A 23,297-nucleotide genomic window follows, 5' to 3' on the forward strand; every position below is an offset into this window, starting at 1 on the left:
ATTTAAATATTGAAATGTTTAAACATTTAAATATCGGAACATTGGGAAAGCGTCGAGGTGTCTCGACGCTTCCCACAATGCTCCTTTTGGGTGGCATTATTATCGAGATTGCCATCGCTAGTGCTTTCCTAACTTATTATTTTAACGTCACTAATTTCGCCGCCCGTCTTTCCGCAGAGGCGCTTGCCGCTGCCCGAGCAGGAGCGGACGACGCCCTTATCCAACTGGTTCGAAATCGTAATTTCGCTCCAACTCCCAATCCTTATGAAGTCAGCGTTGCCGGAGGACGCACGGCTTTGGTAACTATTTGTGGCGAGGCTTGTTATGGAGTGGCGGGAAAAACCCAAGTGGTTTCCATTGCTACTGCCCTGAATAAGAAGAGCAAGGTGGAGGCTATTTTAACCGTTACCACAGATGGAAAGGTCACCGTGGATTCGCTGAAGGAAGTTCCTCTACAACTATGAAATTAATGCGCTATTTAAATCCGGCGCCGATGATAGGTGGACTGGAAGTTTCCGACCTCGCTTTGAGGTTTTTGCGTTTTGAAGATGACAAACTCAAACAGGCTTCGGTGCAGTTGCCGCCGGGGGTAATCATGGATGGGAAGATTTTAGAGCGGGATAAATTAGTTGCCGCGTTGGGTGTCTTGCATTCTCAAATTGAAAAACCAAAAAAAATAATTCATTCAGTGGTGGTGATGCCGGCTTCGAACGTTTACACACAGTCTTTTTCTATGCCAATGGTGGCGGAAAAGAATGTTCGTGAAACTGCATTATTAAATATGCAGATGGTTTCTCCGATTGATTCTAAATCGGCTTATTCCGATTATCAGGTTATCGGCGAGACTAAGCCCGGCCAAGTGGAGGCTTTGGGGGCCTTTGTTTCTGCGAAAGAAGTAGACGATATGGTGTCGGCTTTGAAAGAGGCCAATTTTGATGTAATTGCAGTGGAATTTATCGGAATGTCGCTGATGCGTTTGGTAAAAAATTATTCCGCCGGAATGAAGCCCGACGCCCCATATCTGATTGCGCACCTTTCGGGTGATGGGCCGGATATTATGATTGTGAAGAACGGGCATCTTTATTTCAATTATTTTCATTCATGGGCAGCCATTCAGACGGAGATTGGCGGCCGCAAAATGGAAGCGAAGGATGTGCAGGATTTCTTGGCGACGCATATCCGCCAAGTTTTGAATTTTTATACTAGCCGTTGGGGTGGGGCGATTAAGGATATTGTTTTAGTGCAAAACCCAATTGCGAAAGAAATAAAAGACACGATTCAGCAGAGTTTCGGAATCGACGCGCATTTATTGACTATCGGAAAATATAATCAGCTTTCCACCCTTTGGTATGCGGCTCTAGGCGCGGCATTGAGAGGATTGACGCCCCGCTCGAAAGATAATGACTTAACACTTACCGCGACCGGAGTAGACGTGGGATACTATCGGGAGTCAGTGTTGAATTTTCTTAAATCTTGGCGGGGAGTTATCCTGATGGCTCTGGGATTCGTGGCGGTAGTATTTCTAGTGGGAGATTTATTCCTAATCCAAACTTCCACATCCGTTGCCGAAAGCCTTAAATCAGGAACCTTGGTGCCCCTTGCTGATATTCAGGCTTTGCAGAAGGATGTGCAGAAATTTAATACTAATGTTGCCTATGCGTTAAAAGCGCAGGAGTTAGGAGATTTTTGGTCTCCTTTGTTTGATAAAATTTTAGCTAATATCCGCGCGCTTTCCGGGCAAACTATCCGTATTGAACGGCTCTACATCGATCAGAGCCTTTCCGGTTTGCTGATTGCCAAAGCCAGCAACGATTCGGCAGTTATTAATTTCAAGAACGCGATGGCCAAAGAAACAAACTTCGCCGACGTTGTATTGCCGCTTTCCAACATCAAAGTTAACTCCGACGGCACGGTTTCATTTACGTTGCAGTTCAAAGTTGTCTCACTTAAGTTCGACAGCCAATAAGGGTATAGCCAGTAGGGTAAATACCTGGCATAATAAGACTATGAGCTATAGATATACCAGCGTAATCAACAAAGAGGGGAAATTGTTCGTTGCGACCGCTATTGAGCTGGGAGTGGTTAGTCAGGGAAAAAACGTTGAGGATGCTCAAAAGAACTTAAAGGAGGCAGTGGAGCTTTATTTAGAAGATATGCCGAAATCCAAAAGATATCTTCATAAAGAAGCGCCTTTGGTGACTACCGCGGAAGCGTAAGTATTACTCGATTTTCATTCAAAAAAATAAACCCACCACACTATCTCATGAGATAGTACCTGCCTTGCCTTATTTTACTTGGCGTGATATTATGTATCCGGTTCGTTGATTAAGCATCCACGAAAAATCGCTTTGCGATCTCGTGGTAAACCGCGGTCCCGACGGGTTCGGGTAACTTAAGGGGAAAATAAAATGACTGCCACGGCTGATGTGATGTACAGGGGAATAGTTTTCAACGAGGTAAAAGCCATCCAAATGTTCGATACGGGAGTCCTTAATTATTACGACGGACCGGAAAGATTTCTCGCTTATTTTTTTAATGAAAAGTTTTGGATTGTAAAGGAGGTTTATCGGTGTAAATTTCTTGGTATTTTTGGGACATCGCCTATTGAGAGCCGTGCCGTAGATTCTGTGATGAGCTCCGCATCTTTGTGTGCGCAGTGGTTTCTGGATAAATTTAGCCGTAGTATCGCTGCTAAGCTCGATTGCAGCCTTCTTTGGGTCAAATGTCTCGCTGAACAAGAAGGTTAAACAATTTAAAAACCGCCAATCCGGCGGTTTTTCATTCATAATGAGTTAGTCGAACTATTTCAGCTTTTCAATAACTTCCTCAAAAACTTTTTTCAGCGTTGCCATATCGGCGGCGCTGATTTTTTTAAGTACAAAGTCGCCGGCTTTTAGGCGTCCGCCAGCTGGCGGAGCTTCATTGGCTGGGCGGATGCCGATGCGCAATCTCCAAAAATCGTTGGTTTTTAAATGTTGTTGAATGCTTTCAATTCCGTGATGACCGGCCGAGCCACGGGCGAAGTCTAGCTTATATTTTCCAATTTCCAGGTCGCTGTCATCTTGCGCGATTAGAATTTCTTCCGGTTTGGCGCCGATTTTTTTTGCCGCCTTCTCCACGTATTTCCCGGAGTTGTTCATGTATTCCGTGGACTTTGTTATTAGTCGTTGGTCGTTAGTCGTTAAGTAATCTACAAAAAGATGGCCGACATTGTGGTAGGTCTTTTCATATTCTTTGTCGGGATTGCCGAGTCCTATAACTAATTTGATTTTGCTGGCGTTGAAATCCATAGTGTCCGTATGTTGTCTATTTTATCACAATCCACGATAATTAAAGGCAATTATCCCTATGAAGAAGTTCCTTGTATCAATTTGGGAGATAGTCGAAGTGGTCTTCGTTTCCCTTGTAACGGTATTTATTATCCGTACCTTCATTGCCCAACCATTTTTGGTGAGTGGCGCCAGCATGGAGCCGAATTTTCAGAACGGCAATTATCTGATTATTGATGAAGTCACTTATCGTTTTCGAGAGCCCGAGCGAGGGGAGGTGGTAGTTTTCCGTTATCCGAAAGATCCGTCCACCTACTTTATAAAACGAGTTATCGGTTTGCCGGGGGATCGGGTGCTGGTGCGCGGCTCGGAGGTTTGGGTTTATGATGACGGCAAAGAAATTTTTCATGAAACCGGCACCGTTGGTGGAGTAGACAGAACTTTAGGAGCCGATGAGTATTTTGTTTTGGGCGATAATAGGTATAATAGTTTTGATTCCCGAAACTGGGGCCCAATCTCCAAGAAGCATATTATTGGGGTCGCCCGCGTCAGAGTTTTCCCAATTACTGAATTTGAATTCGTAACTCATTAAATTTAAAAAATATTAGAATGCCTAATCCAGCAAAAAAAGTTCGCCCCAATGTCATCACCGGCCCGAAAGGAATGCACGACATTTTGCCGAGTGATCAGCCGTTGTGGGATAAGATTCGTAAAGCAGTCAAAGAAGTTTCCGATTATTATAATTTTTGGAGGATTGATACGCCTCTTTTAGAGAAGGCGGAGTTATTTAGCCGGCCATTGGGAGAGACTTCTGATGTCGTGGAGAAGCAGATGTTTTCAGTGAATACTAAAGGGGGAGATAATTTGGTATTGCGTCCGGAGGGCACCGCGCCGATTGCTCGGGCTTATATAGAGCATGGCTTGAGCCATCTTGGCCAACCCCTGAAGCTTTACTATGAAGGTCCGATGTTTCGCTATGAACAGCCGCAGGCCGGTCGTTTCCGCCAATTTCATCAGGCAGGTTTTGAGATTTTGAGCAATGAAAATGATACGGTTTATGACATTCAGGTAATCTTGGCCTGCTACCGAACTTTGGAGGCCTTAAAACTTAAGGAGGTAAGTATCCAGATTAATAGCACCGGCTGCCAGCGTTGCCGCCCGGGATTCCGGAAGAAATTGATTGAGTATTATAAAAACAAAGAAAAATCTTTGTGCGGCGACTGCAAACGTCGGCTGAAGGTTAACCCGTTGCGTCTTTTGGATTGCAAGAATGAGCCTTGCGTGGAGTTGAAGAAAGATTCGCCGAATATTCTCGACGGGCTTTGTTTTGATTGCAAAAGGCACTTCAAAAAATTATTGGAATTTTTAGAAGAAACCAAATTACCGTATAGCCTGAATCAATATTTAGTACGTGGCTTCGATTATTACAGTAAGACTGTATTTGAAATGTTTGCATCCGGTTTCGATTTTGCAATCGCGGCAGGCGGACGCTACGATTATTTGATTGATTCTCTGGGTGGCCGGCAATCTCCGGGAGTGGGCGGAGCAATCGGGTTGGATCGGGTGGTGGAGGTAATCAAAGCGAAAAATATTAATTTACTCGGTAAGTTGAAACCTAAAGTATTCCTGATTCATATGGGCGATATGGCAAAAATTAAGGCTATTGGTTTGGTTGAGGAATTGCGGGAAGCGGGCGTTGATGTGCATGAATCACTCGGCAAGGAATCCTTAAAAGCGCAATTGAAGGCGGCGGACAAGCTTCATTCCGAATGGGCGCTGATTTTGGGTCAGCAGGAAGTTTTTGAGCAATCGATAATTATTCGCGATATGAAATCCGGCGCGCAGGAAACTGTGCCGTTGAAAAAAGTGGTAGAGGTGGTCAAGAAGAAGCTGCGCTAATGGATTGCGTGTTTTGTAAGATAGTAAAAAAAGAGATTCCGGCGGATTTTCTTTATGAAGATGACCAATTAGTGGCTTTTAAGGATATTCGCCCGTCCGCGCCCGTGCATAATTTAGTTGTTCCAAAAGAGCACATTGCTTCAATTGCGCATTTAGAAGGTAACCATAAAGAAATATTGGCGGCTCTCATATATAGAGCTAAGGACTTGGCAGTTCAGGCGGGTTTAAAGGGCTATAAATTGGTTTTTAACGTAGGACGCGATGGTGGGCAGGTAATTGATCATCTGCACCTTCATTTACTCGGTGGATGGGGGAGAAAAGAGGATATAGGCGCGATGCCGCATCCCAGTCTAGACAAGTAGGGCTGGATTAAGTTATTATCTAAAAACTATGGAAGTACGAAGAAAAGAGGGGGAGAATCCGAATTCGCTAATTTTTCGGTTCTTGAAGAGGATGCAACAGACCGGCATTTTGCGTGAATCAAAAAAGCGCCGCTTTCGCGCCCGACCGATTAATCGCTTAAAGCGGAAGTTGTCTGCTTTGCATCGTGAAGAGAAAAAAGTGGAATACGAAAAGGCCAAGAAGCTTGGTCAACAGGAATGGCGTTAAAAGAAACTCTTAGCGGAGAAATGAAAACAGCGATGAAGGCCGGCGATCCAGATCGCGTCGGCCTTTTTCGTATGATAATTTCCGCAATTAACAATAAAGAAATTGAAAGGAAGGGCCAGGGGAAAGAGGGTCCGATGTCCGACGAAGAAATCACCCAGCTTTTGATGTCAGAGAGTAAGAAGCGCCGGGAGTCCGCAGAAGTATATACACAAGGCAACCGCGCAGATCTCGCTGATAAGGAAAAGAAAGAAGTAGAAATCATCAGTCATTTTTTGCCGAAGCAGATGTCTCCGGAGGAAACCGAAAAAGCAGTATTGGAAATTTTGAATAAGTCCGGAGCAAAAGAGATTGGCTTAGCGATGAAAGAAGTAATGAAAGAATTGCGCGGCAAAGCCGACGGAGCGTTGATTGGTGAAATTGTAAAGAAAAAACTTTCCAGCTAAGTGTTGCCGGTATGAAATTAGTGGTTGTCAGTGGCCATAAGAGCTTCGATAAATTTAAACCGACGATCCGTAGGGTCGCCGGTTTTTTGGCAAAGCAGTTAAAGCAGGAAAAAACTTATTTGGAAGTTTATTTAGTTGGAAAAGAATTTATGTATAAGAATGTGCTTGCCTTTCCGGCTCCAAAGAATTTCCCACGACCGGACATCAAGTTAAAATCTCTCGGCGAGGTTTATCTTAACCCGCAATATATCAAAGAAAATGGGGAAGACCTTGTGTTTATGCTTATCCATGGATTTCTGCACCTTTTGGGCTATGACCACAAAAAAGAAAATGATAGAATAAGTATGGAATCTAAAGAAAAAGAATTGCTAAAATTGTTAGGTAAATAAGTCATTAAGGTTATCGGGCTTTTAATGACTTGGCTTCTTATTAAGCCGATAATCCCAATGACTAATTACATAGTTGGACTGGACGTAGGCACTCATAGTATTAAAGCGGCAATTGCCGAAGTAAAAAAGAACGGTAAATTATCTCTGGTTCGGGTGTTAAAGATGCCTTCGGCCGGAATGAAGCGGGGCGTTGTTGATGATCTGCCGGAAGCGACTCGGGCAATCGGCCAAGTGCTCGCTGAAATAAAGCAGGTTTCAAAGAACGCGATAAAAAATATTTATCTCGGCGTCGGCAGCCCGGATTTCAAAGTTCATCCCGGTCAGGGTATTGTGGCGGTTTCGCGCGCCGACTCGGAAATTTCTAAATATGATCTTGACAGCGCCGTTGAAGCCTCTCAAGCAATCAAGCTTCCCTTGAACCGGATGATTGTGCACGCCATCACTAAAGAACACATCGTTGATGAAGTTGCCGATGTCCGTGATCCGCTGGGTATGGTGGGGAATCGCCTGGAGGTGCGAAGTCTGATTATTCATGCCTTTTCTCCGGCGATAAAAAACTTAATGAAGTGCGTTGAGAGCGCAGGCGGGGGAATTGCAGCTTTGATTTTTTCTCCATTGGCGGCTAGCCAGGCGATTCTTACGCGCAATCAAAAAGATCTCGGGGTGGCGGTGATAGATATAGGGTTCGGCAAGACCGGAATGGCGGTCTATGAAGAAAATAAACTTTTGCACACCGTAGTTTTCCCGGTCGGTTCCGGAAATGTTACCAACGATTTAGCTATTGGCCTCAAAACCTCCATCGCTTCCGCGGAGAATATAAAACTTACCCTGGGTTCAGCTTTGGCCAAAGAAGCGCCGGCGCGGGAGTTGGTAGATCTGAAAAAATTCGATTCGACTGCTAAAGGAAATGTTTCCCGCCGGTATATTTCAGAGATTATTGAAGCCAGATTGGTTGAGGTATTGGAATTTGCGAATAATGAGTTAAAATACATCAGTAAGTTAGCGAAGCTTCCCGGGGGAGTAATCCTGACCGGCGGTGGAGCGAAGATTCCGGGTATGGTAGATTTGGCTAAACAGGAGTTGCGGATGAGCGCTCAAATCGGAGTACCGAGTATTGTGGAAATTGATTCCGCCGATTCCGAGCTGGTGTCTCAGGCCGAAGATCCTGAAATGTCCTGCGCTTTCGGATTGCTGATGTGGGGAGGAGAGAAGCTTGCTCAATCGGAGTCTTATGACGGCGTCGGTTTTATAAAAAAGATATTCCGTTCGTTCTTGCCATAAAGTGATGTCTAATAACAGTAAAAAATCTTTGGGAGATTACGCTGCGAAGATCAAAGTGATCGGCGTGGGTGGCGGTGGCGGCAACGCTGTTTCTCGTATGCAAGATGATTTTCAGATAAAATCGGTAGATTTTTTGGCAATCAACACTGATGCTCAAGATTTAGATTATTGCCGGGCGAAACACAAAATTTATATCGGGAAGAATTTAACTCGGGGGCTGGGCACCGGAATGAATCCGGAGCTTGGTCGGCAGGCGGCAGAAGAGACGCGTTCGGAAATTGTGGAGGCCCTCAAGGGCGCTGATTTAGTGTTTGTGACGGCCGGTTTGGGGGGCGGCACGGGTTCTGGAGCTTCTCCGGTAATCGCGGAAATAGCGCGGGAGCAGGGAGCGTTGACTGTTGGGGTAGTCACTAAACCTTTCGCTTTTGAGGGAGCTCAACGGAGCCGGATTGCTCAAGAGGCCTTATTGAAACTGAAAGAAAAGGTGGACACTTTAATCGTGGTACCCAACGACCGTATTTTTAGTGTTATTAAAAAGGACACTCCGATTATGAAGGCGTTCGAGTTTATTGATGATGTTTTGCGTTATAGCGTGCAGGGTATCGCCGAATTGATCGCTATGCCAGGCATCGTCAACGTGGACTTTGCTGATGTGAAAGCGATCATGAAAGATGCCGGCTCTGCATTGGTGGGAATCGGTATTTCTTCCGGTCAGGAAAGAGCAATGGCTGCAGTGGATGCAGCAGTTAATTCTCCTTTGTTGGAGACTTCGATTGATGGAGCTAAGGGTATTTTATTTGCGGTTTCGGGAGGTAAAGATTTACGTTTGAATGAAATCCACGACATCGCCAAAGTAATTGGTGAATCAGTAGATCCGGGGGCGAAAATTATTTTCGGTGCTTATCATGATCGCAAACTTCGGAAGGGCGCGATTAAAGTTATTTTGTTGGCTACGGGTTTTAACGGCCAAGCTTTGAAGAATAGCGAGTCTTCTATCTCGACCTTATTCGGCGGTGATTCTTCCCCGATAATCAAGCCGGTAATGATGGAGGAAAAGCTCATGCGTATTAATAGCGAGAAGGTGGTGGAGAAGGAATCCAAAGAGAAGAAGAAAGACGAAGATATTTGGGACATCCCGACTTTTTTGCGGAAGAAGAAATAGTGGAGTAATCGCGAATAATGCGAATTGGGGAGGTAATATTGCGAATAATACACCTAAAGTGTAATCAAAAACCCCTGACATTAACCGGGTGAGTAGATCGAGTAGTGGGTTATCTTATTGGTATCAATGTAAGGTTACACAAAAACTTTACACTAATTTCCAATCTGATCCACATTGCAAACTTCTTGCTACTCGATTCACTCCCCGGCATGCAGGGGTTTTTGATTTACTTGCAGGAATTAATTAAGAGTGATGTTCTATCTCGCTCTCAAGCTTTCCGAGCCATTTGGTAGCCATTTCTTTGCCACCAAGACCGAAAGCTAAACCGCCAGCCAAGGACAACATCGCGATCAAACCCGTAATTAGGGTGTTGATTATGCTTACAGCGACGCCAAGTTGCACCAAGGAAGTCAAAAGACCAAAAATCACTACAATCCACCAGGTGAGCGCGCCCAATCCTTTCGCTCCATGGAGGTTGGCGCTCATAACTGACGCGCGAACCAATCCTTTGAGGAAGTTAGCCAGCATTAAGGCCGCTAACAAGATGAGCATAGCCACCAATACCTGCGGAACATAATTTAATACGTCCCTTAAAAATGCGGAAAGCGTGAAGAATCCGAGGATATCCGAAGCAGCCAACAAGAAAGCCAAAACGAAGAACCAATAGACTATTTTCCCGACGAAGTGTCCGGAATCAAGTTTCATGTGTGCCCGTTCCGCGATTCCTTCGACGCCAAGCTTTCTAAGCAAGACATCAAGGCGGACATAGAAGACCAACCTCTCAACTATCTTCTCCAATACGGCAGCTACGATAAGACCGACAATAAAGACGATTAAAGCGCCGATTAAAGAAGGTAAGAAGTTGGCAACTGTGATCCAAAGCTCTTGGATGGAAGCCCTCAAGACGTTCAGCCAATTTTCAACAATCATTTTTGTTAATTAAATAAAACTTAGGCTTACTCGACCTTTTACTATTGAATTATAGCATTTTGAGCCAAAACCAGCCTTGGCTCTGTGCATAACTGCTCCGGGAAGCTACTTTTCGGAAACGGCGTAAATTGCTTCCAGCGAGCAATTTCGCCTCTCCCTCGCTACGCCGCTTCGAAGAGACCTAGCCGGCGCAGCTCCGGCATGTTCCTTGAAGTAGCTTCCCTGCGCTTTGTTTGTGAATAAAAACCCCCGCTTCAAAAATAGCCAAAATTCCTGTTGGTGGTGTTATTTTAGCATTTGCGCGAACCTTTTTTGAACGAAACTCCTGATGCGCCCCGCCACTATTTTTCTGGGGCAAAGGAGGCGGGGCGACGGACTCGCCCGCGTGGAGGAGGGGTCTGGGGAGGAATCCGCGCGGACTTTGGCTTTCTTTTTTGGTGAAATTCAGACGAGCCTAACGCATAGAATTTTAGTATAATAGTTCTTATGGATAAAGATTCCGAAGATATTCTGAAAAAAGCTATCAAGCAGGCAATCGCAAATTCTACAAAAAGGACGAATGTTTGGCCACCACCCCAACCATCTTTTTTGACCAACTATTTAGTAAAATCAATAGGTACATTTATAGATCTTTCAATAAAAGAAACGGGTGGGAAAATAGTAGTATTTTTCCAATTACAGAATTATAAAAAACCGCCTCAATTGGACACTGAAAAAATATTTAAGCAAGGAGTATTTTGGACAGCATTTTTTGATGTAGAAAATTACAGAGATACCCCAGCTAATATTAGTAATTTTGAACAGCTTGCGCTCTCAGACCAAGTAATTTTTTTGAAGAAATATTTAAAATAAAAATTATCAAATATTTCTATTTTTAATCACCCGCACGAGAACAGCTCTCTTCTTGTTTATAAAAATGTACTGTAGAGATTTTTTAAGTATCTTGAGATTAACAGCGTGTATATCTTTTACGCCATACCATTTTACTTTTTCCGAGTGTTTTCTAAAATGAGGAGTAAACAAAAATTTTATACTTCCATATACATCAGGTGCATAATTATAAGATGGCAAATAACTTTTTAATATATGCCTTTGTACGAACATGGGAACCTTTAACAAAGTTGTAAGTTTTTCATAACCAACGATTCTACGCTCCATTCGTTCTTTGTTGGAATCAAATTTTTCTTGAGTTAAATTATTAGGTGCTTCTTTTTGAACATACAAAACATAAAGATGTCCTTTTAAACCAAGATTCACCAGATAGCGTAATTCTTCGTCTAGCCGTGCATCATGCCCTGAATCAAGCATAATATTGTAGTCCATACTCCTAGCTTCATTTTTTAGATCAAAACCGCACTTATCACAATTAAATTTTTCAGATCTTATAGTGTTTCTTTTTTTACATTGCGAACAAACTACCAAAACAGCCGCGGAACCATCGCCATCCATCATTCCTGCTAAAAAAGCGGCGTTCTGTTCTTCATTCAATTCAGAAAATATTTTCGGCGGTAATCTTTTCTGAAAAATTTTAAAAAATGAAGTGATCTCCGGATTATCGTCAAAAAATAATCCGTATTCCAAAAGGTGTTCTACAAAATTTTTAGGAATAGGACAAAATATTTTAAAATGAACCTCGCTTTCTCTGGTTCCCTCAAAACGATTCTGCAATAAATCAATGTCGATGACTTGTTCAAATGTTTTGTTTCCTTTTACGATAAAGATTTTAAATCCTTCCTCCGAAATGGGAAGTAATTTGTTTTTACACAAATGTAAAAACATCAATATCAAATCATCCTTATTTCCACATACAATGTAAAGCGATTCATCTTTCAGGTATCCTTTCAGATTGGCGGCAAAACTTTTAAAATATTTTCCGTACCCAACGGACATATCAGTAAACAAAGAACCCCACAGTTGAAACTGTATAGGTAGCCAATCTGATGGATTTTTCAACCAATCATCAGGTTTTATCTTGTCATATTTAGCAAGTATTTGTTTCTGTTCTTCGCTCATGATTTTAAAAGTTTATCGACAGAAACGCCAAGTGCTTTTACGAGGCGTTCAAGCTGATTAAGAGTAATGTTCTTTTCCCCCATTCTCTATAGCACTCATATATCCTCTGTCCATTTTTAAAAATCTGCAAATGGCGCTTTCTTGGTGGACCCGAGGGGAATCGAACCCCTGCCTCGGCAATGCGAATGCCGCGTAATGCCACTTTACTACGGGCCCCTCTCTGGCTATCTAGTGTAGTAGAATATCTCCAAAATTATCAAGGCGAACCAACCGACTTGAAGCACGAAGAAAAGAATTATTTGGATTAATTCCATCAGGTGAGTTCTGGAAATGCTGAAGTTCTCGGAGACGATTGAATAGATGTCTTCTAGGGAATCCAGCTTCTCTTTTACCACCCTTCTCCATTCCTCGAGTTTATATTTCTTTGAAGCGAGGCCATATAAACGGGCAGAGTACCAATCCCCAATCAGTTTGATGTCCCGATCGATGGTTTCAAATTCGGCGATAGCTTTTGAGCGCGCTTGGATCACTTCTTGAAAGGCGCTTTCTATATCCTTTCTTTTAAACGAGATGATTTTAGTATCGGGATTTTGAGTGAATTTGTTGATGCGAGCCAATTTATTGTCTAAGTCATAATCTAGGGCGCGGTAGCGGAGCAGTTGCAAATTTGCTGTCTGTAATAGGTCCACGATGTCATCTATTTCTCCCTTGGTATCGAACACGAAGGATCCGTCCCAGTCCACGATTACCATATCGTTCTGGCTGTATTTAATTTGGGAGGCGAGGGTGTAGGCGATTTCGTTTTCATCCAACGGCTCTCTTTCGGACTTCAAAAATGCGGCAATTTGCTCGCTTTTGTTCAGGAATTGCTCCGGATCACCGTCATATCCGGACACCAATGCAATTGAATATTCTTCACTCAATCCAATGTTGCCGCCTTTTTTCTGGGAGATTTTTTGGCAGGCATTAATCAATTCTTCGCGTAGCTTGAAAGCTTTTTCCGAGAAAACATCATCGACTTCGATTGAAGCCTCAACGACGAAATTTTCCGGAGGATAAGAACGCACAAAAAACTTTACTTCCTTTCCTCCAACCATGGCTTTTTCCTCTGACATGGCGAATTGGTGGGGGATGGCGGATTCGTAGTATTGAGGGGCGCTCTGGAGTGGTTTTTGTTCCAGAACTGCACCTTTTTTGAGGCGGGGGGACTCGGAGATTACAAATGAGATAATCTTATGCATCAAGGTGTTCTAAGGGGTCTATCTTCCTAGTATGCCACAGATTGGCCAAAAAATCCTGAAATTTACATAGCATAGCCAAAAGAACTCGGATGGGTTATATATGTTAGTATTAGATACGGGCATTTGAGCCTATTTGAGCCTATTTCAATACTGAAGAGGGTCAAAGGGTAACCCAAGCGCCCCCTATTCGTTATATATGCTAGAGGGAGAAATCAATTTAATAAAAGCGGCCAAAGACGGCGATCATGCCAGTTTTGGTAAGCTCTACGACCACTACATAACCCCTATTTACCGGTTTGTGATGGTTAAGACTAACCATAAGCCTGATGCCGAAGATTTGACCCACGAGGTCTTCCTTAGCGCTTGGCAGAACCTGAAAAACTATAAGTTTCAGGGCTTTCCGTTCTCCAGCTGGTTGTACCAGATTGCCAGGAATAAGGTAATCGACCACTACCGCACCAAGAAGATGCACTATGGCATTGATGATGTGGATGAAAATATTTTCGAGGTGGTGGGAGCCTTAGAAAGTGGTTTGGATCGGTCTATCGCGCTTGAGTCGGTAAAAGAAGCAGTTGCTTCTTTGAGTCCCGATCAGCAAGACGTGATCGTGATGAAATTTATTGAAGATTTATCCAACGAAGAAATCGCCGCCGCTTTAAAGAAAAGCGATGGCGCCGTCCGGTTACTTCAGCATCGAGCTGTAAATAATCTGAAAGCAAAGCTATGGAAGACCAATTAATCAAAATTTTAAAATCGCTTAAATCTATTACCCCAGATGAAGGGTTTATTTCCCGTTCTAAAAATCTGGTCACCGCCGCTTCCCAGCATAGCGCCGGCTGGTTTATTTTCCGGGGCAGTGTTTTGCAAAGTATTAAAATGGGCGCTGCCTTAACTTTGGCGAGCGGCTTGCTCTTTATCGTTTTGGGAGGCATCTCTTTCTTCAATATCCGCAATCTTTCTCCAGTAATGCTTTCTAGCGTCAATAAAGAAAATATCGAAGCAGAAGCGGAAAATCTGGATTTTCAAATTCAGCTCGGGCAGGTGAAATATGATGTCGATTCGGAAAAAGCTATTGGAGCGCAGATAGATGCAGTATTAAAGAATCTAAGTCTATGATTTTTGATAATAGTAAGTTAAGGATGGCCCGCCTAGACTCGGCGAGGCTGGCGACCATTATGGTCGCCGTGAGTTTTCTTGGGGGCGTTAGCCCGGTTTTGGCTACGGGAATTATTCCGACTGCCTCTGCTCAGTCTGAAGCCGTCAAAACTGCCCTAGAGACTTTGGATAATCAAGAAGTTGAGCTTTCCCCACGGGATCAATTAAGGGGAGTTTTGGGTGTACTAATGGCTCAAATAGATGATTTAAAGGCGGGCTTATTGTCGATTAAGGGCTTGAACGAAGCGCAGTTGGAAAAAAGAGGAGAGCATCTGGATTTTCTTAAAGATGCCGCCGGCTTTATTCTGGCTTTGCAGATTGACGCTGAATCGGCTGATGTAAAATTTGTTGCCGAAGAATTGCAGGAATGGCGGGAGGAAGTCTTTAATCCCGGTGTTAAAAATATAGTGGATTTTTCTTTGGTGTTCCAAGTTCAGACGGTTCTGCGGATTGCCGAGGCTCGCTATATGAAGATTCATTCTGATGTGGGTCGTTTGGAAGATTTGAAGATTTTAAAAAACAATCGCGCTCGTTCTCTATTGAGCGAATCCAGGCTTTTGTTGACTAGCGCCGCTAATCTACGTAGCCAGGCGAGCGAGCTGTTGCTTAGCGGAGAAGAGGAGGACGGGCAGATTCGCCAGCTCTTAAATGGCTCCATCACTAGAATCAGGTTGGCTTATAAGAAATTCTTAGAAATAAGCCAGCTAGTGAAAGATTCTTTGAAATAAAAACTGCCCCCTCACGAGGCAGTTTTTATTTTTACTACAACTTATTTAAACGATAGTTTTGGTCTGGGGCGATTGGTTTGAGGAACATCTCGGAGGTATGCGAGCTTGGTTCGGTCGTTTTCCATTTAAACCGACCGAGCGCATACCGAGAGAGAAGCGCTGCTTGCCGTTGGAGCAAGCGGACGCTGTGTCCGAAAACTAATTGCCCCAGTTATCAAAACTATCTGACCGCGTCCTTCAATCCCTGTCCTGCTTTGAACTTTGGCTTGGTCATCGCCGGAATCTGAAGCTTCTCTCCAGTTTTCGGGTTGACGCCCATCCGAGCTTTCGCTTTGACGACTCTGAAAGTGCCAAATCCGGTTACGCCGACTTCTTCTCCGCGGCTCAAGGTTTTAGTGATGGTATCAAATACTGCGTTCACCGCTTCCTGCGCAGCTTTTTTCGTTTCCAATCCGGCTGCTTTCATTACGGCCTCTATTAATCCTTCTCTTTTCATAATATTTTTTTATTTTTGAACGACCTTGCTTCCTTGGATTCATTATACAGAATGGCCGTTGAAAAACCAAAGACCCCACTTGCGCGGGGTCTTTAGCCACAAATTGATCCGGGTACTTCTCGATCCGGCTTGCGCTGGACTGAGCAATACTCACAATCACTCTGTTTTCTATTATAATCTATTTGACACCAGGAGTCAAGTTCTGTATTATGTGGATAAGTCGTATGCAGTCAATTTATATTAACGAAATTTCAATTAAACATGGAACAAACACTCCTGTTCGGGGGCGCTTTACTGTTGGTGGGCACAGCTTTGGGGTATCTCGTTCGTCAATTACTCTCCGCCAAACACGCTAGCTCCGTCGAGCAAAAATCTAAGCAGATAATTCTTGAGGCGCAAGAAAAAGCCGTCGGTCTTTTGGACGAAGCAAAAAAAGAAGAGCGTGAGAGAAAAATTCAGGTAGATAAATTGGAAGAGCGAGCACGTCACAAAGAGGAGACATTGGATCAACAATCCAAGGATTTGGTTAATCAGGAAATTCAGCTAAAGGCAGAATTGGGCAAGGTAGAGCAATCCAAAAAAGACATCGCGGAGGTACAAAACAAAGCCGTTGCGCAATTGGAAAAGATCGCCGGTTTGTCGGCCGCCGAAGCCAAAACTCGCTTATTGGCCGAAGTTGAAGACCAGCATCGTCATGAATTAGTGAGAAAGTTGCAGGAATTGGAAAAAGATAAGCGAGAGCAGATTGAAAAGAAGAGTTTGGAGATTATCACCGGAGCAATGCAGAGATATGCCCGCTCTCACGTGGCTGATTTGACCACTACCGTTTTCACTATTCCTAATGAAGAGATGAAAGGTAAAATCATCGGCCGTGAAGGAAGAAATATCCGCACCTTAGAGCGTTTAACGGGCGCGGAATTGATTATGGATGAATCGCCGGAGAATATTATTATTTCTTCGTTCGACCCATTGCGTCGCGAAACCGCCAGAATGGCTTTGGAGAAGTTGATTAAAGACGGCCGTATTCAGCCGGCGAAAATCGAAGAGAAGGTTGAGGAGGCGAAGAATGAATTGGAGAAGCGGATGCAGGAGATTGGGGAGCAGGCTGCTTTGGAGCTTGGCATTATCGATTTTCCGAAAGAGATTTTGCAATTGATTGGCCGCCTACATTTCCGCACCAGTTACGGGCAGAATGTTTTGGTTCATTCCGTTGAAATGGCGCACATCTCCGGCATTATGGCCGCTGAATTGGGAGCCAATGTGGAAATCGCTAAGCGTGGCGCTTTACTCCACGACATCGGCAAGGCTATCAGCCATGAAGTTGAAGGCACGCACGTTAATTTGGGCCGCAAGATTTTGCAGAAATATAATATTGACCCGAAAGTTATTTTGGCGATGGAGGCTCATCACGAGGAATATCCGTTTGCCACCACTGAAGCCTTTATCGTGGCTTGCGCTGATATTTTGTCGGCTGCTCGCCCAGGTGCCCGCCGCGATACGGTAGAAAATTACTTGAAGCGCTTGGAGAACTTGGAAAAGATCGCCACTAGCTTTGCGGGTGTGAAGCAGGCCTATGCCTTGTCTGCTGGCCGTGAAATCCGCATTTTCGTAGTGCCGGAAAAGATTGATGATTTCGGCGCTTACCAGCTGGCCAAAGATGTGGCTACGAAAGTGCAGGCAGAGTTGAAGTATCCGGGTGAGATTAAGGTGAATGTGATTCGGGAAACCCGCGCGGTTGAATTTGCGAAGTAAGGGTTCACCAGCTGCTTTTCTCGCAACCCGCTCTGGTTAGATAAAGCCAATTCACTCCGGTTGATTTTTTAGATAAATCGAACAGCTCCCGTTCCTCCCTTCGGGATTTTCCGGCCATTCGATTTATTCGCTAAAAAATCCGCCCTTCGTTCATTGTTTTATGGCTAACCTGCGCTTATGGTTGCTACGAAAAGAGCTGGCTCTCTTTGTTCTTAAGGTAGGCGAGTTCTCGCCTTGGGGATTTTTCATTTTACAAAAGATCAAAAATTGATTATTATCTTTTGGTTCATTGAAGGAGTGGCGCTATGGGTTCGTTTAAGGATTTGCCTGAATTGCGCGCAGAAAAAGCAGTTCTCCGCGCTCTGAAAAGCGGGCGGCCACAAAAATTCCAGCCGTTACTTATGGGGCTTTATCGCAAATTTGCTCCAGTCTATTACCCCAAACTCGCACCTACAATCGTTGACGCTCTCTGGCGGTTACAGACTATGGGGCGCATCAAGTTTACCCCCGGCAGGAAATACCAGCTCGTGAAGTTCAGAAAGCAGCCGCGCTAAGCGCGGTTTTTTATTGACAAGGCAGGAAAAATTAGTTATTATCTTTCCGGTTCGTTGAAAGGCTAAATCAATCCATCGTGGATTGATCGCCCGATCAACGAGGTTGATCTAGGGAGGTAGCCGTGAAGAAGGTTGCTCTGCTGGCTCTCGTCGCCGTGCTGTCCGTGGGGTGCGCCGCTTCGCGTTTATATAGCCAGTGGGGTATGGAAAGAAAGGGCATCGGCTATGTTCAAGAAGTACGAAAAGAAAAGGAAAATGGCGTCATTGTTTACTCGGTGGTTATTCATTATAAGGGCAGGCCTAGTGAGCCGTTCCGCACTTATGAACCCGCGTTTTCCTCTCTAACTTTGGGCGATGAGGTGCGCCTGGAGCTTAGTCATTATGTGACTATAGGCAGTGAGGTGGTCACCGCGGAATACCTGGCATCTAATTACAAGCTGGACAAAAAGTTTCTACGGCGCACTTCTTTTTGCATCACTTTTAAGTAAGCATCTCGCAAGTTGACGAAGCGGGGGAATTCGACTATTATCTGTCTTGGTTCGCCCCTTACATAAATTATGTGAGGGATTCATTAAAAAGGAGGTAGCCGTGAAGAAGTTTGCTCTGTTGTCTCTCGTTGCCGTGCTGGCGTTCGGGCTCGCGGGGTGCGCTACTTCTCAAGAGGGCTGGAGTAAGGGTCTTAAGGATGACCGCCATGCGACCGTTTGCGGCAAGGAACTTGCTCTAGTTTCGTCGCCGGATGACCCTAACGGGACCCGATCGGAGTACCGCATCCAGCTTACTTGGCATGAGGTAGAGCGCGGGGCACATCCGGTGCTTTGGGCGATTGTCAGCGAAAAGACCTACGAGGTGACTAATATTTCTGATAAGGTTGTCCTTGCGTCCTGCGATTTCGGTCAATCAAACGGTCACGTGACTGTGAAGTTTATGTGGATGGATGAACGGACGTGCGAGATCAATGAGGCGAAGTATGAATATGATCTTCCGTGGGATTGGCCCGGCCGGAAAAAGTGAACTATACAGCCCTCGCTCCGCGGGGGCTTTTTATTTGACTTGATACGAAAGATGAATTATTGTTCCTTTGGCTTCTTTGAAGGAGTAGCCTCCTTCCTTCCTGTAATCCCTCGCTGCGTTGGCGAGTTAAAACTCCAGGATACAAGGAGGGAGGAGGCAGTCGTAGACTCTACGGCAACGACGAATGACGACGTTGCCTGGAGTTTTAACCCCAACCCGGTCGGGATGCTGAAATTTTAGCTCACAGCATTGTTGCTCGGCTTGGAGATAGATTTCTATTCTCCAAGCCTCGCGTCTCGCTGTGAACAAAAATTTCTAGCATCGCGGCTGAGGTTTACAAGAAGGAAGGAGGCCGTATGCATAAGATTGCTCAGCTGATGTTGGTTGCAGCGCTGGCGTTCGGGCTTGCGGGGTGCGCCGGCAGTTTCAGGAAGCCGTGGAACTTTCCTGATCCCGATAAGGCAACCATTGTCGATGTTTGGAGCAGTGATGAGACTGGCGAAGATCAGAGTGGCGAATCTTATGTTGTGGTGTTTGAGCAAAGGGAGCGATTTGTGGAATTGAGCGTAGATAAGGCCACCTTTGATTCTGTTCACGAGGGCGACACGGTGGAGATCGAACTGATCTCCATTACCTCCACCGAAGATAATAGGTACATCCTTGAAGTTGAATATCTCTGGCATGTGGGTGGTCAGAAATATCCGGTTATTTTCCGATGGGACGCCAAAGATCGTCCCGTCCGCCCTAAAACGGACCCGTCCCGCACATAGGTTATGTGTGGGATTTTTTATTGGACAAAGCCATAGTATTTCGCTAATATCTATTCAGTTTTTAAGAGGAGGCAGACATGAAGAGTCCGATGCTGTTATCGATTATTCTGTTCGCCGGTTGTCGTATGCAGACAACGCATGAGGATCCGACACAGACGATGCGCGAAGAGCCGATTGATCCGGCCAATCCGCCACCGAAGATTTCGGTGACGGTTAAGCTGGTGGAGTATCCGACTAAGGATGTTTCAGTGAAGCTGACTAAGGTGGTGTTTGTGTGGCGCGGAGCCGCCAGCAATCCCATCTATATTTTCGGAGATCAGCGGGAGAGCGTACGCGTCGGTCAGGTGATTGAAAACTGCATTATCTGGGATCTTTACTATAGAGGAGACAGATCTGACTATATTTATCAGCTGGATTATAGGCCATTCGACTTTCCCCGCCTGCTGTATTTTTCGAAGAACTTGATAGTCCCCGGAGATCCCAAAAAATGAAGTCACCCCGCATTGCCCGGTGCCAAATATATTTGGCACCGGGTTGCGGGGATTTTTTTGACTAGAAAGTAAAAATCATTTACCATCTAGTTGACTCATTAGGAGGCTATTGTGAAGAGATTCGCGATTGTAGCGCTGGTGGTCGCACTATTTTTAGGGCTCATCGGATGCGCGGAGAAGCTCGTCTATGATCCGGAAAATGACCCGGATCCGATGCCGCAACGCATTTCCGTCTCGGTTGAATCGGTTAAATTGATGAGCTCGGGAGAGTTTGTTCACACCAAAGTTGTGTTTGTGTGGCGCGGGATTTCCAGCGCTCCCGTCTATTTGCATGGAGACCAAACGAATGTTGTTTCCATAGGTATGGAGTTTAGCGATATAGAATTGGCTGATTGGGCGAATGGCAATCCGGATTATCGGTTGCGCTATAAACCGACTAACCGTAGTTATATGTTGCGTTTTTCTAAAGATACGAAAGAACAAGAATGAGTCGCGATAATAGCAATATCCGCCTTCGGGCGGACGCGTCCCGTACATAAGTTATGTGCGGGATTTTTTATATAAAAAAACCGGGCGGTAAAGCCCGATTTTCGTTCCGCTCCCTAATGAGCTGTATGTGGTGACCTCCAATACAATTTGTGTCCGGCGGTCTTTGAAAACTATAATCTCTGGCGCGGCATCCAAATTTTTGTTTCAGAGCGATGCTTTGAGGCCGCAGGTGTAGACTCTACTCCCAGGGCGAAAAGCGCAGCTATGAGATAAAAATTTTGATGCCCCGTTGGGTTGCGCCAATAATGCAATTCTGCTTTGTTGCGCGATTTTGCAATAGAGTCTATTGCTATCAATCGCGCGCCGCGCATAATCGCATTATCAATAAGCCGCCTTGTGGACTGCATGTGGTGACCTCCAATACAATTTGTGTTGAGTGAGTGCGCGTCCATGCAGTCCACGAGAAGGCCTATAAAGAAAAGTGGCGCAACGCGCCGAGAGCTATAGTTTTCAAAGACCGCTGGTGCCGTCCATACAGCTCATCAGAGAGCCGACTAAATCATTATATAGCGGTTTGGCTGAATGGCAAAAATCGTTTAGATTGAAGCTAGATGCAATTCCAGGAAAACGTCAGCTTAAAAGAATACAGCAACTACAAGATAGGCGGGCCGGCCCGTTATTTTTTTGCGCCCAAAACAGTTGATGAATTAACCGAGGCGGTGAAAAAAGCCAGGGTGGAAAAGTTGAAGATATTTATTCTCGGTGGCGGCACCAACTTAATAATCAATGACGCCGGGTTTGAGGGCCTAGTAATAAAGCCGGAGATTGGGGGACTACGGCGCGAAGGGAATTTAATTTTGGCCGGAGCGGGAGTGTTGATGGCCGACCTGCTGAATTTCGCGATAGAAAATTCTCTTTCTGGTTTTGAGTGGGCGGGAGGCCTTCCCGGCACGGTCGGCGGAGCGGTGCGGGGCAATGCCGGAGCCTTCGGCGGGGAGACGAAAGATAATATTAAAGAAGTGGTCAGTTTGGATATCCGTGATGCTGAGCCGAATCTGACGAAAAGAAATCGGGAGGCCTGTCAATTTGGTTATCGGAATAGCGTTTTCAAAATCAACGACGGCCATGAGATTGTTTTGGAGGCGGAATTTGAATTGACGCCCGGAGATTCGGCAGAAATAAAAAAACTGATTGATGAAAAAATAAAATACCGCCAAGACCGTCAGCCTTTGGAATATCCTAATATCGGGAGTATTTTTAAAAACGTAGACGTGCATAAGGCTTCGGCGGAGGTAGTGGAGGCCTGCAAGGCGGTGATCAAAACCGATCCTTTCCCCGTAATTCCGACGGCCCATTTGATCAACGAGGCCGGATTAAAGAATCAGCAGATTGGTCAGGCGATGGTTTCTCCAAAGCATCCGAATTTTATTATTAATTTAGGCGGGGCGACCGCTGAGGACGTGAAGGCGTTGATAAAAGTTGTGAAGTCTACTGTGAAGGAAAAGTTTGGCGTTGATTTAGAGGAGGAAGTAATTTATGTTTAAGCTATGAAATTAAACCTTAAATTCACCGGATTGGATTCGACTTTAGCTATCAAGACTTATATTGAGGATGCCATGGTGACTTTGGGAAAGTTCTTAAGCAGAACTGATGGAGATTCGGTGTTAGCGGATGTGGAGCTAGCCCGCAATACTAACCATCATCAAAAAGGAGACGTGTATCACGCCGAGTGTAATTTAGTAGTAGATGGCAAGACATTGCGAGTCGCTTGTGAGGGCTCTGATCCGAGAGTTTGCATTGATGATGTGGTGGATAGAATGAAATCGGAAATCAAAAAGATGGGCGCGCTTGGGCGGCCACAAGATTCCGGAAGTCAGGAAAAATTAAGAAAATTGCGAGGTAAAGATTAGCCAAACAAAGGCTAAAAGAATAAAAGCCCCAGCCCCCACTTTGCTATAAGGCTCTAGCAGCGTTGTGAGGTATAAATTCTTTATTTCGAGGAGACGAATTTTGAGGCATAGACTCTATGCCCATGATTCGACGACATAGAAATAAAGAATTTTAACCACAACCCTCTGGGATGCGGGATTTTATTATTTATTACTTCGTTTCTCGGACTGGAAGTAGAGTCTACATCTGCGCCCTCAAAGCCTCGTACTAAATAAAAAATCTCCGCATCGCTGCGGAGTTTTATAGCAAAGTGGGGGCTTCGCGCGGGTTTTTCTTTTATTCTCTGTCGTCAGCTTTCACTTTATTCACCTCCTTAAGTTCCAAGAGCTTACCAACCAAATCGTGATGATTTTTCAGTCGACGTCCGTCGGGCTGGCTGGTATCAGAAACTGTAATATAGTTCTTGAGAAATTCAGGATCGCGAGCCTTTTGTCCGAAAATTCTTTCGAGCTGGTCCCAGATGCGATTGATCAGCTCAACCGTCGGCTTACCGAGCTTTGGGGTTTCCATGGTTGCATTCATCTCCCACCTCCTAGGGTTACCTTCGAATCACTAATATCACGTTGCTCTTTTTTGTTCCTATTGTCAACTGCTCGGCCTCATTGCTTTGGGAAAACGGGATGAGAAATAAAAACGCCCCACCGATTAGACGTGGCGGAATA

Annotated in this window: 31 protein-coding genes and 1 tRNA gene; 25 read left to right on the forward strand and 7 right to left on the reverse strand. The window is 44.9% G+C overall.

Annotation, left to right across the window (positions count from 1 at the left end):
- Positions 1–14: 14 nt before the first annotated feature.
- The 4 genes from Q7S83_04005 (at position 15) to Q7S83_04020 (ending at position 2,747) form a co-directional block, all read left to right on the forward strand.
- Positions 15–464: a hypothetical protein gene (locus tag Q7S83_04005; GenBank protein ID MDO8467273.1), complete on the forward strand. Its 450-nt coding sequence runs from the start codon at positions 15–17 to the stop codon at positions 462–464.
- Positions 461–1,966, forward strand: coding sequence for a hypothetical protein (locus tag Q7S83_04010; protein MDO8467274.1), 1,506 nt, complete (start codon positions 461–463; stop codon positions 1,964–1,966). Before Q7S83_04005 ends, Q7S83_04010 begins: the two co-directional genes overlap by 4 nt.
- 40 nt (positions 1,967–2,006) lie before the next feature.
- Entirely contained in the window at positions 2,007–2,216 is a 210-nt protein-coding gene (locus tag Q7S83_04015; GenBank protein ID MDO8467275.1) for a type II toxin-antitoxin system HicB family antitoxin, read from the forward strand.
- 192 nt (positions 2,217–2,408) lie between these two features.
- Complete coding sequence (locus tag Q7S83_04020) at positions 2,409–2,747, forward strand: hypothetical protein (GenBank protein MDO8467276.1); 339 nt, start codon at positions 2,409–2,411, stop codon at positions 2,745–2,747.
- A 54-nt stretch (positions 2,748–2,801) separates the two neighbouring features.
- Here the strand turns inward: Q7S83_04020 and pth are convergent, their stop codons facing one another.
- Positions 2,802–3,290 carry an aminoacyl-tRNA hydrolase gene (pth, locus tag Q7S83_04025; protein ID MDO8467277.1) on the reverse strand — a complete coding sequence of 163 codons (489 nt, stop codon included), beginning with the start codon at positions 3,288–3,290 and terminating at the stop codon, positions 2,802–2,804.
- 58 nt (positions 3,291–3,348) lie between these two features.
- On the opposite strand from pth, the gene lepB reads away from it, so the two are divergent.
- Genes lepB through ftsZ form a run of 8 tightly spaced genes read left to right on the forward strand, consistent with a single transcriptional unit; the run spans position 3,349 to position 9,052 of the window.
- Positions 3,349–3,861: a signal peptidase I gene (gene lepB, locus Q7S83_04030; GenBank protein MDO8467278.1), complete on the forward strand. Its 513-nt coding sequence runs from the start codon at positions 3,349–3,351 to the stop codon at positions 3,859–3,861.
- Between the two features lie 17 nt (positions 3,862–3,878).
- Positions 3,879–5,168, forward strand: coding sequence for a histidine--tRNA ligase (gene hisS, locus Q7S83_04035; GenBank protein ID MDO8467279.1), 1,290 nt, complete (start codon positions 3,879–3,881; stop codon positions 5,166–5,168).
- Positions 5,168–5,530, forward strand: a complete 363-nt coding sequence (locus tag Q7S83_04040; protein ID MDO8467280.1) for a histidine triad nucleotide-binding protein — start codon at positions 5,168–5,170, stop codon at positions 5,528–5,530. The genes hisS and Q7S83_04040 overlap by 1 nt, the downstream gene beginning before the upstream one ends.
- 28 nt (positions 5,531–5,558) lie before the next feature.
- Positions 5,559–5,777 carry a 30S ribosomal protein S21 gene (locus Q7S83_04045; protein MDO8467281.1) on the forward strand — a complete coding sequence of 73 codons (219 nt, stop codon included), beginning with the start codon at positions 5,559–5,561 and terminating at the stop codon, positions 5,775–5,777.
- A complete protein-coding gene (locus Q7S83_04050; GenBank protein MDO8467282.1) occupies positions 5,768–6,220 on the forward strand; it encodes a GatB/YqeY domain-containing protein in 453 nt (150 codons plus the stop codon). Before Q7S83_04045 ends, Q7S83_04050 begins: the two co-directional genes overlap by 10 nt.
- A gap of 11 nt (positions 6,221–6,231) precedes the next feature.
- Positions 6,232–6,609, forward strand: coding sequence for an rRNA maturation RNase YbeY (ybeY, locus tag Q7S83_04055; GenBank protein MDO8467283.1), 378 nt, complete (start codon positions 6,232–6,234; stop codon positions 6,607–6,609).
- Between the two features lie 24 nt (positions 6,610–6,633).
- Positions 6,634–7,890 carry a cell division protein FtsA gene (ftsA, locus tag Q7S83_04060; GenBank protein ID MDO8467284.1) on the forward strand — a complete coding sequence of 419 codons (1,257 nt, stop codon included), beginning with the start codon at positions 6,634–6,636 and terminating at the stop codon, positions 7,888–7,890.
- Positions 7,891–7,894: 4 nt separating this feature from the next.
- Complete coding sequence (ftsZ, locus tag Q7S83_04065; protein ID MDO8467285.1) at positions 7,895–9,052, forward strand: cell division protein FtsZ; 1,158 nt, start codon at positions 7,895–7,897, stop codon at positions 9,050–9,052.
- Positions 9,053–9,295: 243 nt separating this feature from the next.
- Here the strand turns inward: ftsZ and Q7S83_04070 are convergent, their stop codons facing one another.
- Complete coding sequence (locus Q7S83_04070) at positions 9,296–9,982, reverse strand: hypothetical protein (protein ID MDO8467286.1); 687 nt, start codon at positions 9,980–9,982, stop codon at positions 9,296–9,298.
- Between the two features lie 486 nt (positions 9,983–10,468).
- On the opposite strand from Q7S83_04070, the gene Q7S83_04075 reads away from it, so the two are divergent.
- Positions 10,469–10,834 carry a hypothetical protein gene (locus tag Q7S83_04075; GenBank protein MDO8467287.1) on the forward strand — a complete coding sequence of 122 codons (366 nt, stop codon included), beginning with the start codon at positions 10,469–10,471 and terminating at the stop codon, positions 10,832–10,834.
- 6 nt (positions 10,835–10,840) lie between these two features.
- Here Q7S83_04075 and Q7S83_04080 read toward each other — a convergent pair whose 3' ends face one another.
- The 3 genes from Q7S83_04080 to Q7S83_04090 all read right to left on the reverse strand — a co-directional run bounded on the left by Q7S83_04080 (position 10,841) and on the right by Q7S83_04090 (position 13,236).
- Positions 10,841–11,995: a hypothetical protein gene (locus Q7S83_04080; protein MDO8467288.1), complete on the reverse strand. Its 1,155-nt coding sequence runs from the start codon at positions 11,993–11,995 to the stop codon at positions 10,841–10,843.
- A gap of 142 nt (positions 11,996–12,137) precedes the next feature.
- Positions 12,138–12,211: transfer RNA gene (locus Q7S83_04085), tRNA-Ala, on the reverse strand.
- An 8-nt stretch (positions 12,212–12,219) separates the two neighbouring features.
- Positions 12,220–13,236, reverse strand: coding sequence for a hypothetical protein (locus Q7S83_04090; protein MDO8467289.1), 1,017 nt, complete (start codon positions 13,234–13,236; stop codon positions 12,220–12,222).
- A 196-nt stretch (positions 13,237–13,432) separates the two neighbouring features.
- Between Q7S83_04090 and Q7S83_04095 the strand changes: the two genes are divergently transcribed.
- The 3 genes from Q7S83_04095 to Q7S83_04105 are packed head-to-tail and all read left to right on the forward strand — an operon-like array spanning position 13,433 to position 15,119.
- Complete coding sequence (locus tag Q7S83_04095) at positions 13,433–13,975, forward strand: sigma-70 family RNA polymerase sigma factor (GenBank protein ID MDO8467290.1); 543 nt, start codon at positions 13,433–13,435, stop codon at positions 13,973–13,975.
- Positions 13,960–14,352: a hypothetical protein gene (locus tag Q7S83_04100; protein MDO8467291.1), complete on the forward strand. Its 393-nt coding sequence runs from the start codon at positions 13,960–13,962 to the stop codon at positions 14,350–14,352. Before Q7S83_04095 ends, Q7S83_04100 begins: the two co-directional genes overlap by 16 nt.
- A gap of 23 nt (positions 14,353–14,375) precedes the next feature.
- Entirely contained in the window at positions 14,376–15,119 is a 744-nt protein-coding gene (locus Q7S83_04105; protein MDO8467292.1) for a hypothetical protein, read from the forward strand.
- Between the two features lie 220 nt (positions 15,120–15,339).
- Here Q7S83_04105 and Q7S83_04110 read toward each other — a convergent pair whose 3' ends face one another.
- Positions 15,340–15,615 (reverse strand): HU family DNA-binding protein, encoded by a 276-nt coding sequence (locus Q7S83_04110; protein MDO8467293.1) that lies wholly within the window; start codon positions 15,613–15,615, stop codon positions 15,340–15,342.
- Between the two features lie 261 nt (positions 15,616–15,876).
- Between Q7S83_04110 and rny the strand changes: the two genes are divergently transcribed.
- The 9 genes from rny to Q7S83_04155 all read left to right on the forward strand — a co-directional run bounded on the left by rny (position 15,877) and on the right by Q7S83_04155 (position 22,595).
- Positions 15,877–17,367 (forward strand): ribonuclease Y, encoded by a 1,491-nt coding sequence (gene rny / locus Q7S83_04115; protein MDO8467294.1) that lies wholly within the window; start codon positions 15,877–15,879, stop codon positions 17,365–17,367.
- Between the two features lie 305 nt (positions 17,368–17,672).
- Positions 17,673–17,921, forward strand: a complete 249-nt coding sequence (locus tag Q7S83_04120; protein MDO8467295.1) for a hypothetical protein — start codon at positions 17,673–17,675, stop codon at positions 17,919–17,921.
- A 122-nt stretch (positions 17,922–18,043) separates the two neighbouring features.
- Positions 18,044–18,409: a hypothetical protein gene (locus Q7S83_04125; protein MDO8467296.1), complete on the forward strand. Its 366-nt coding sequence runs from the start codon at positions 18,044–18,046 to the stop codon at positions 18,407–18,409.
- Between the two features lie 100 nt (positions 18,410–18,509).
- On the forward strand, positions 18,510–18,935 hold the full coding sequence (locus tag Q7S83_04130) for a hypothetical protein (GenBank protein ID MDO8467297.1): 426 nt from the start codon (positions 18,510–18,512) through the stop codon (positions 18,933–18,935).
- 356 nt (positions 18,936–19,291) lie between these two features.
- Entirely contained in the window at positions 19,292–19,705 is a 414-nt protein-coding gene (locus Q7S83_04135; GenBank protein ID MDO8467298.1) for a hypothetical protein, read from the forward strand.
- 89 nt (positions 19,706–19,794) lie between these two features.
- Positions 19,795–20,196, forward strand: a complete 402-nt coding sequence (locus Q7S83_04140; GenBank protein ID MDO8467299.1) for a hypothetical protein — start codon at positions 19,795–19,797, stop codon at positions 20,194–20,196.
- A gap of 111 nt (positions 20,197–20,307) precedes the next feature.
- Positions 20,308–20,685 (forward strand): hypothetical protein, encoded by a 378-nt coding sequence (locus tag Q7S83_04145; protein ID MDO8467300.1) that lies wholly within the window; start codon positions 20,308–20,310, stop codon positions 20,683–20,685.
- Between the two features lie 611 nt (positions 20,686–21,296).
- A complete protein-coding gene (gene murB, locus Q7S83_04150; GenBank protein MDO8467301.1) occupies positions 21,297–22,229 on the forward strand; it encodes a UDP-N-acetylmuramate dehydrogenase in 933 nt (310 codons plus the stop codon).
- Positions 22,230–22,232: 3 nt separating this feature from the next.
- Positions 22,233–22,595: an HPF/RaiA family ribosome-associated protein gene (locus Q7S83_04155; protein MDO8467302.1), complete on the forward strand. Its 363-nt coding sequence runs from the start codon at positions 22,233–22,235 to the stop codon at positions 22,593–22,595.
- A 316-nt stretch (positions 22,596–22,911) separates the two neighbouring features.
- On the opposite strand, the gene Q7S83_04160 is transcribed toward Q7S83_04155, so the two are convergent.
- Positions 22,912–23,157: a hypothetical protein gene (locus Q7S83_04160; protein ID MDO8467303.1), complete on the reverse strand. Its 246-nt coding sequence runs from the start codon at positions 23,155–23,157 to the stop codon at positions 22,912–22,914.
- Positions 23,158–23,297 lie beyond the last annotated feature (140 nt).

This window comes from bacterium (assembly GCA_030646995.1).
Taxonomy (GTDB): Bacteria; Patescibacteriota; Minisyncoccia; order UBA6257; family WO2-44-18; genus JAUSKF01.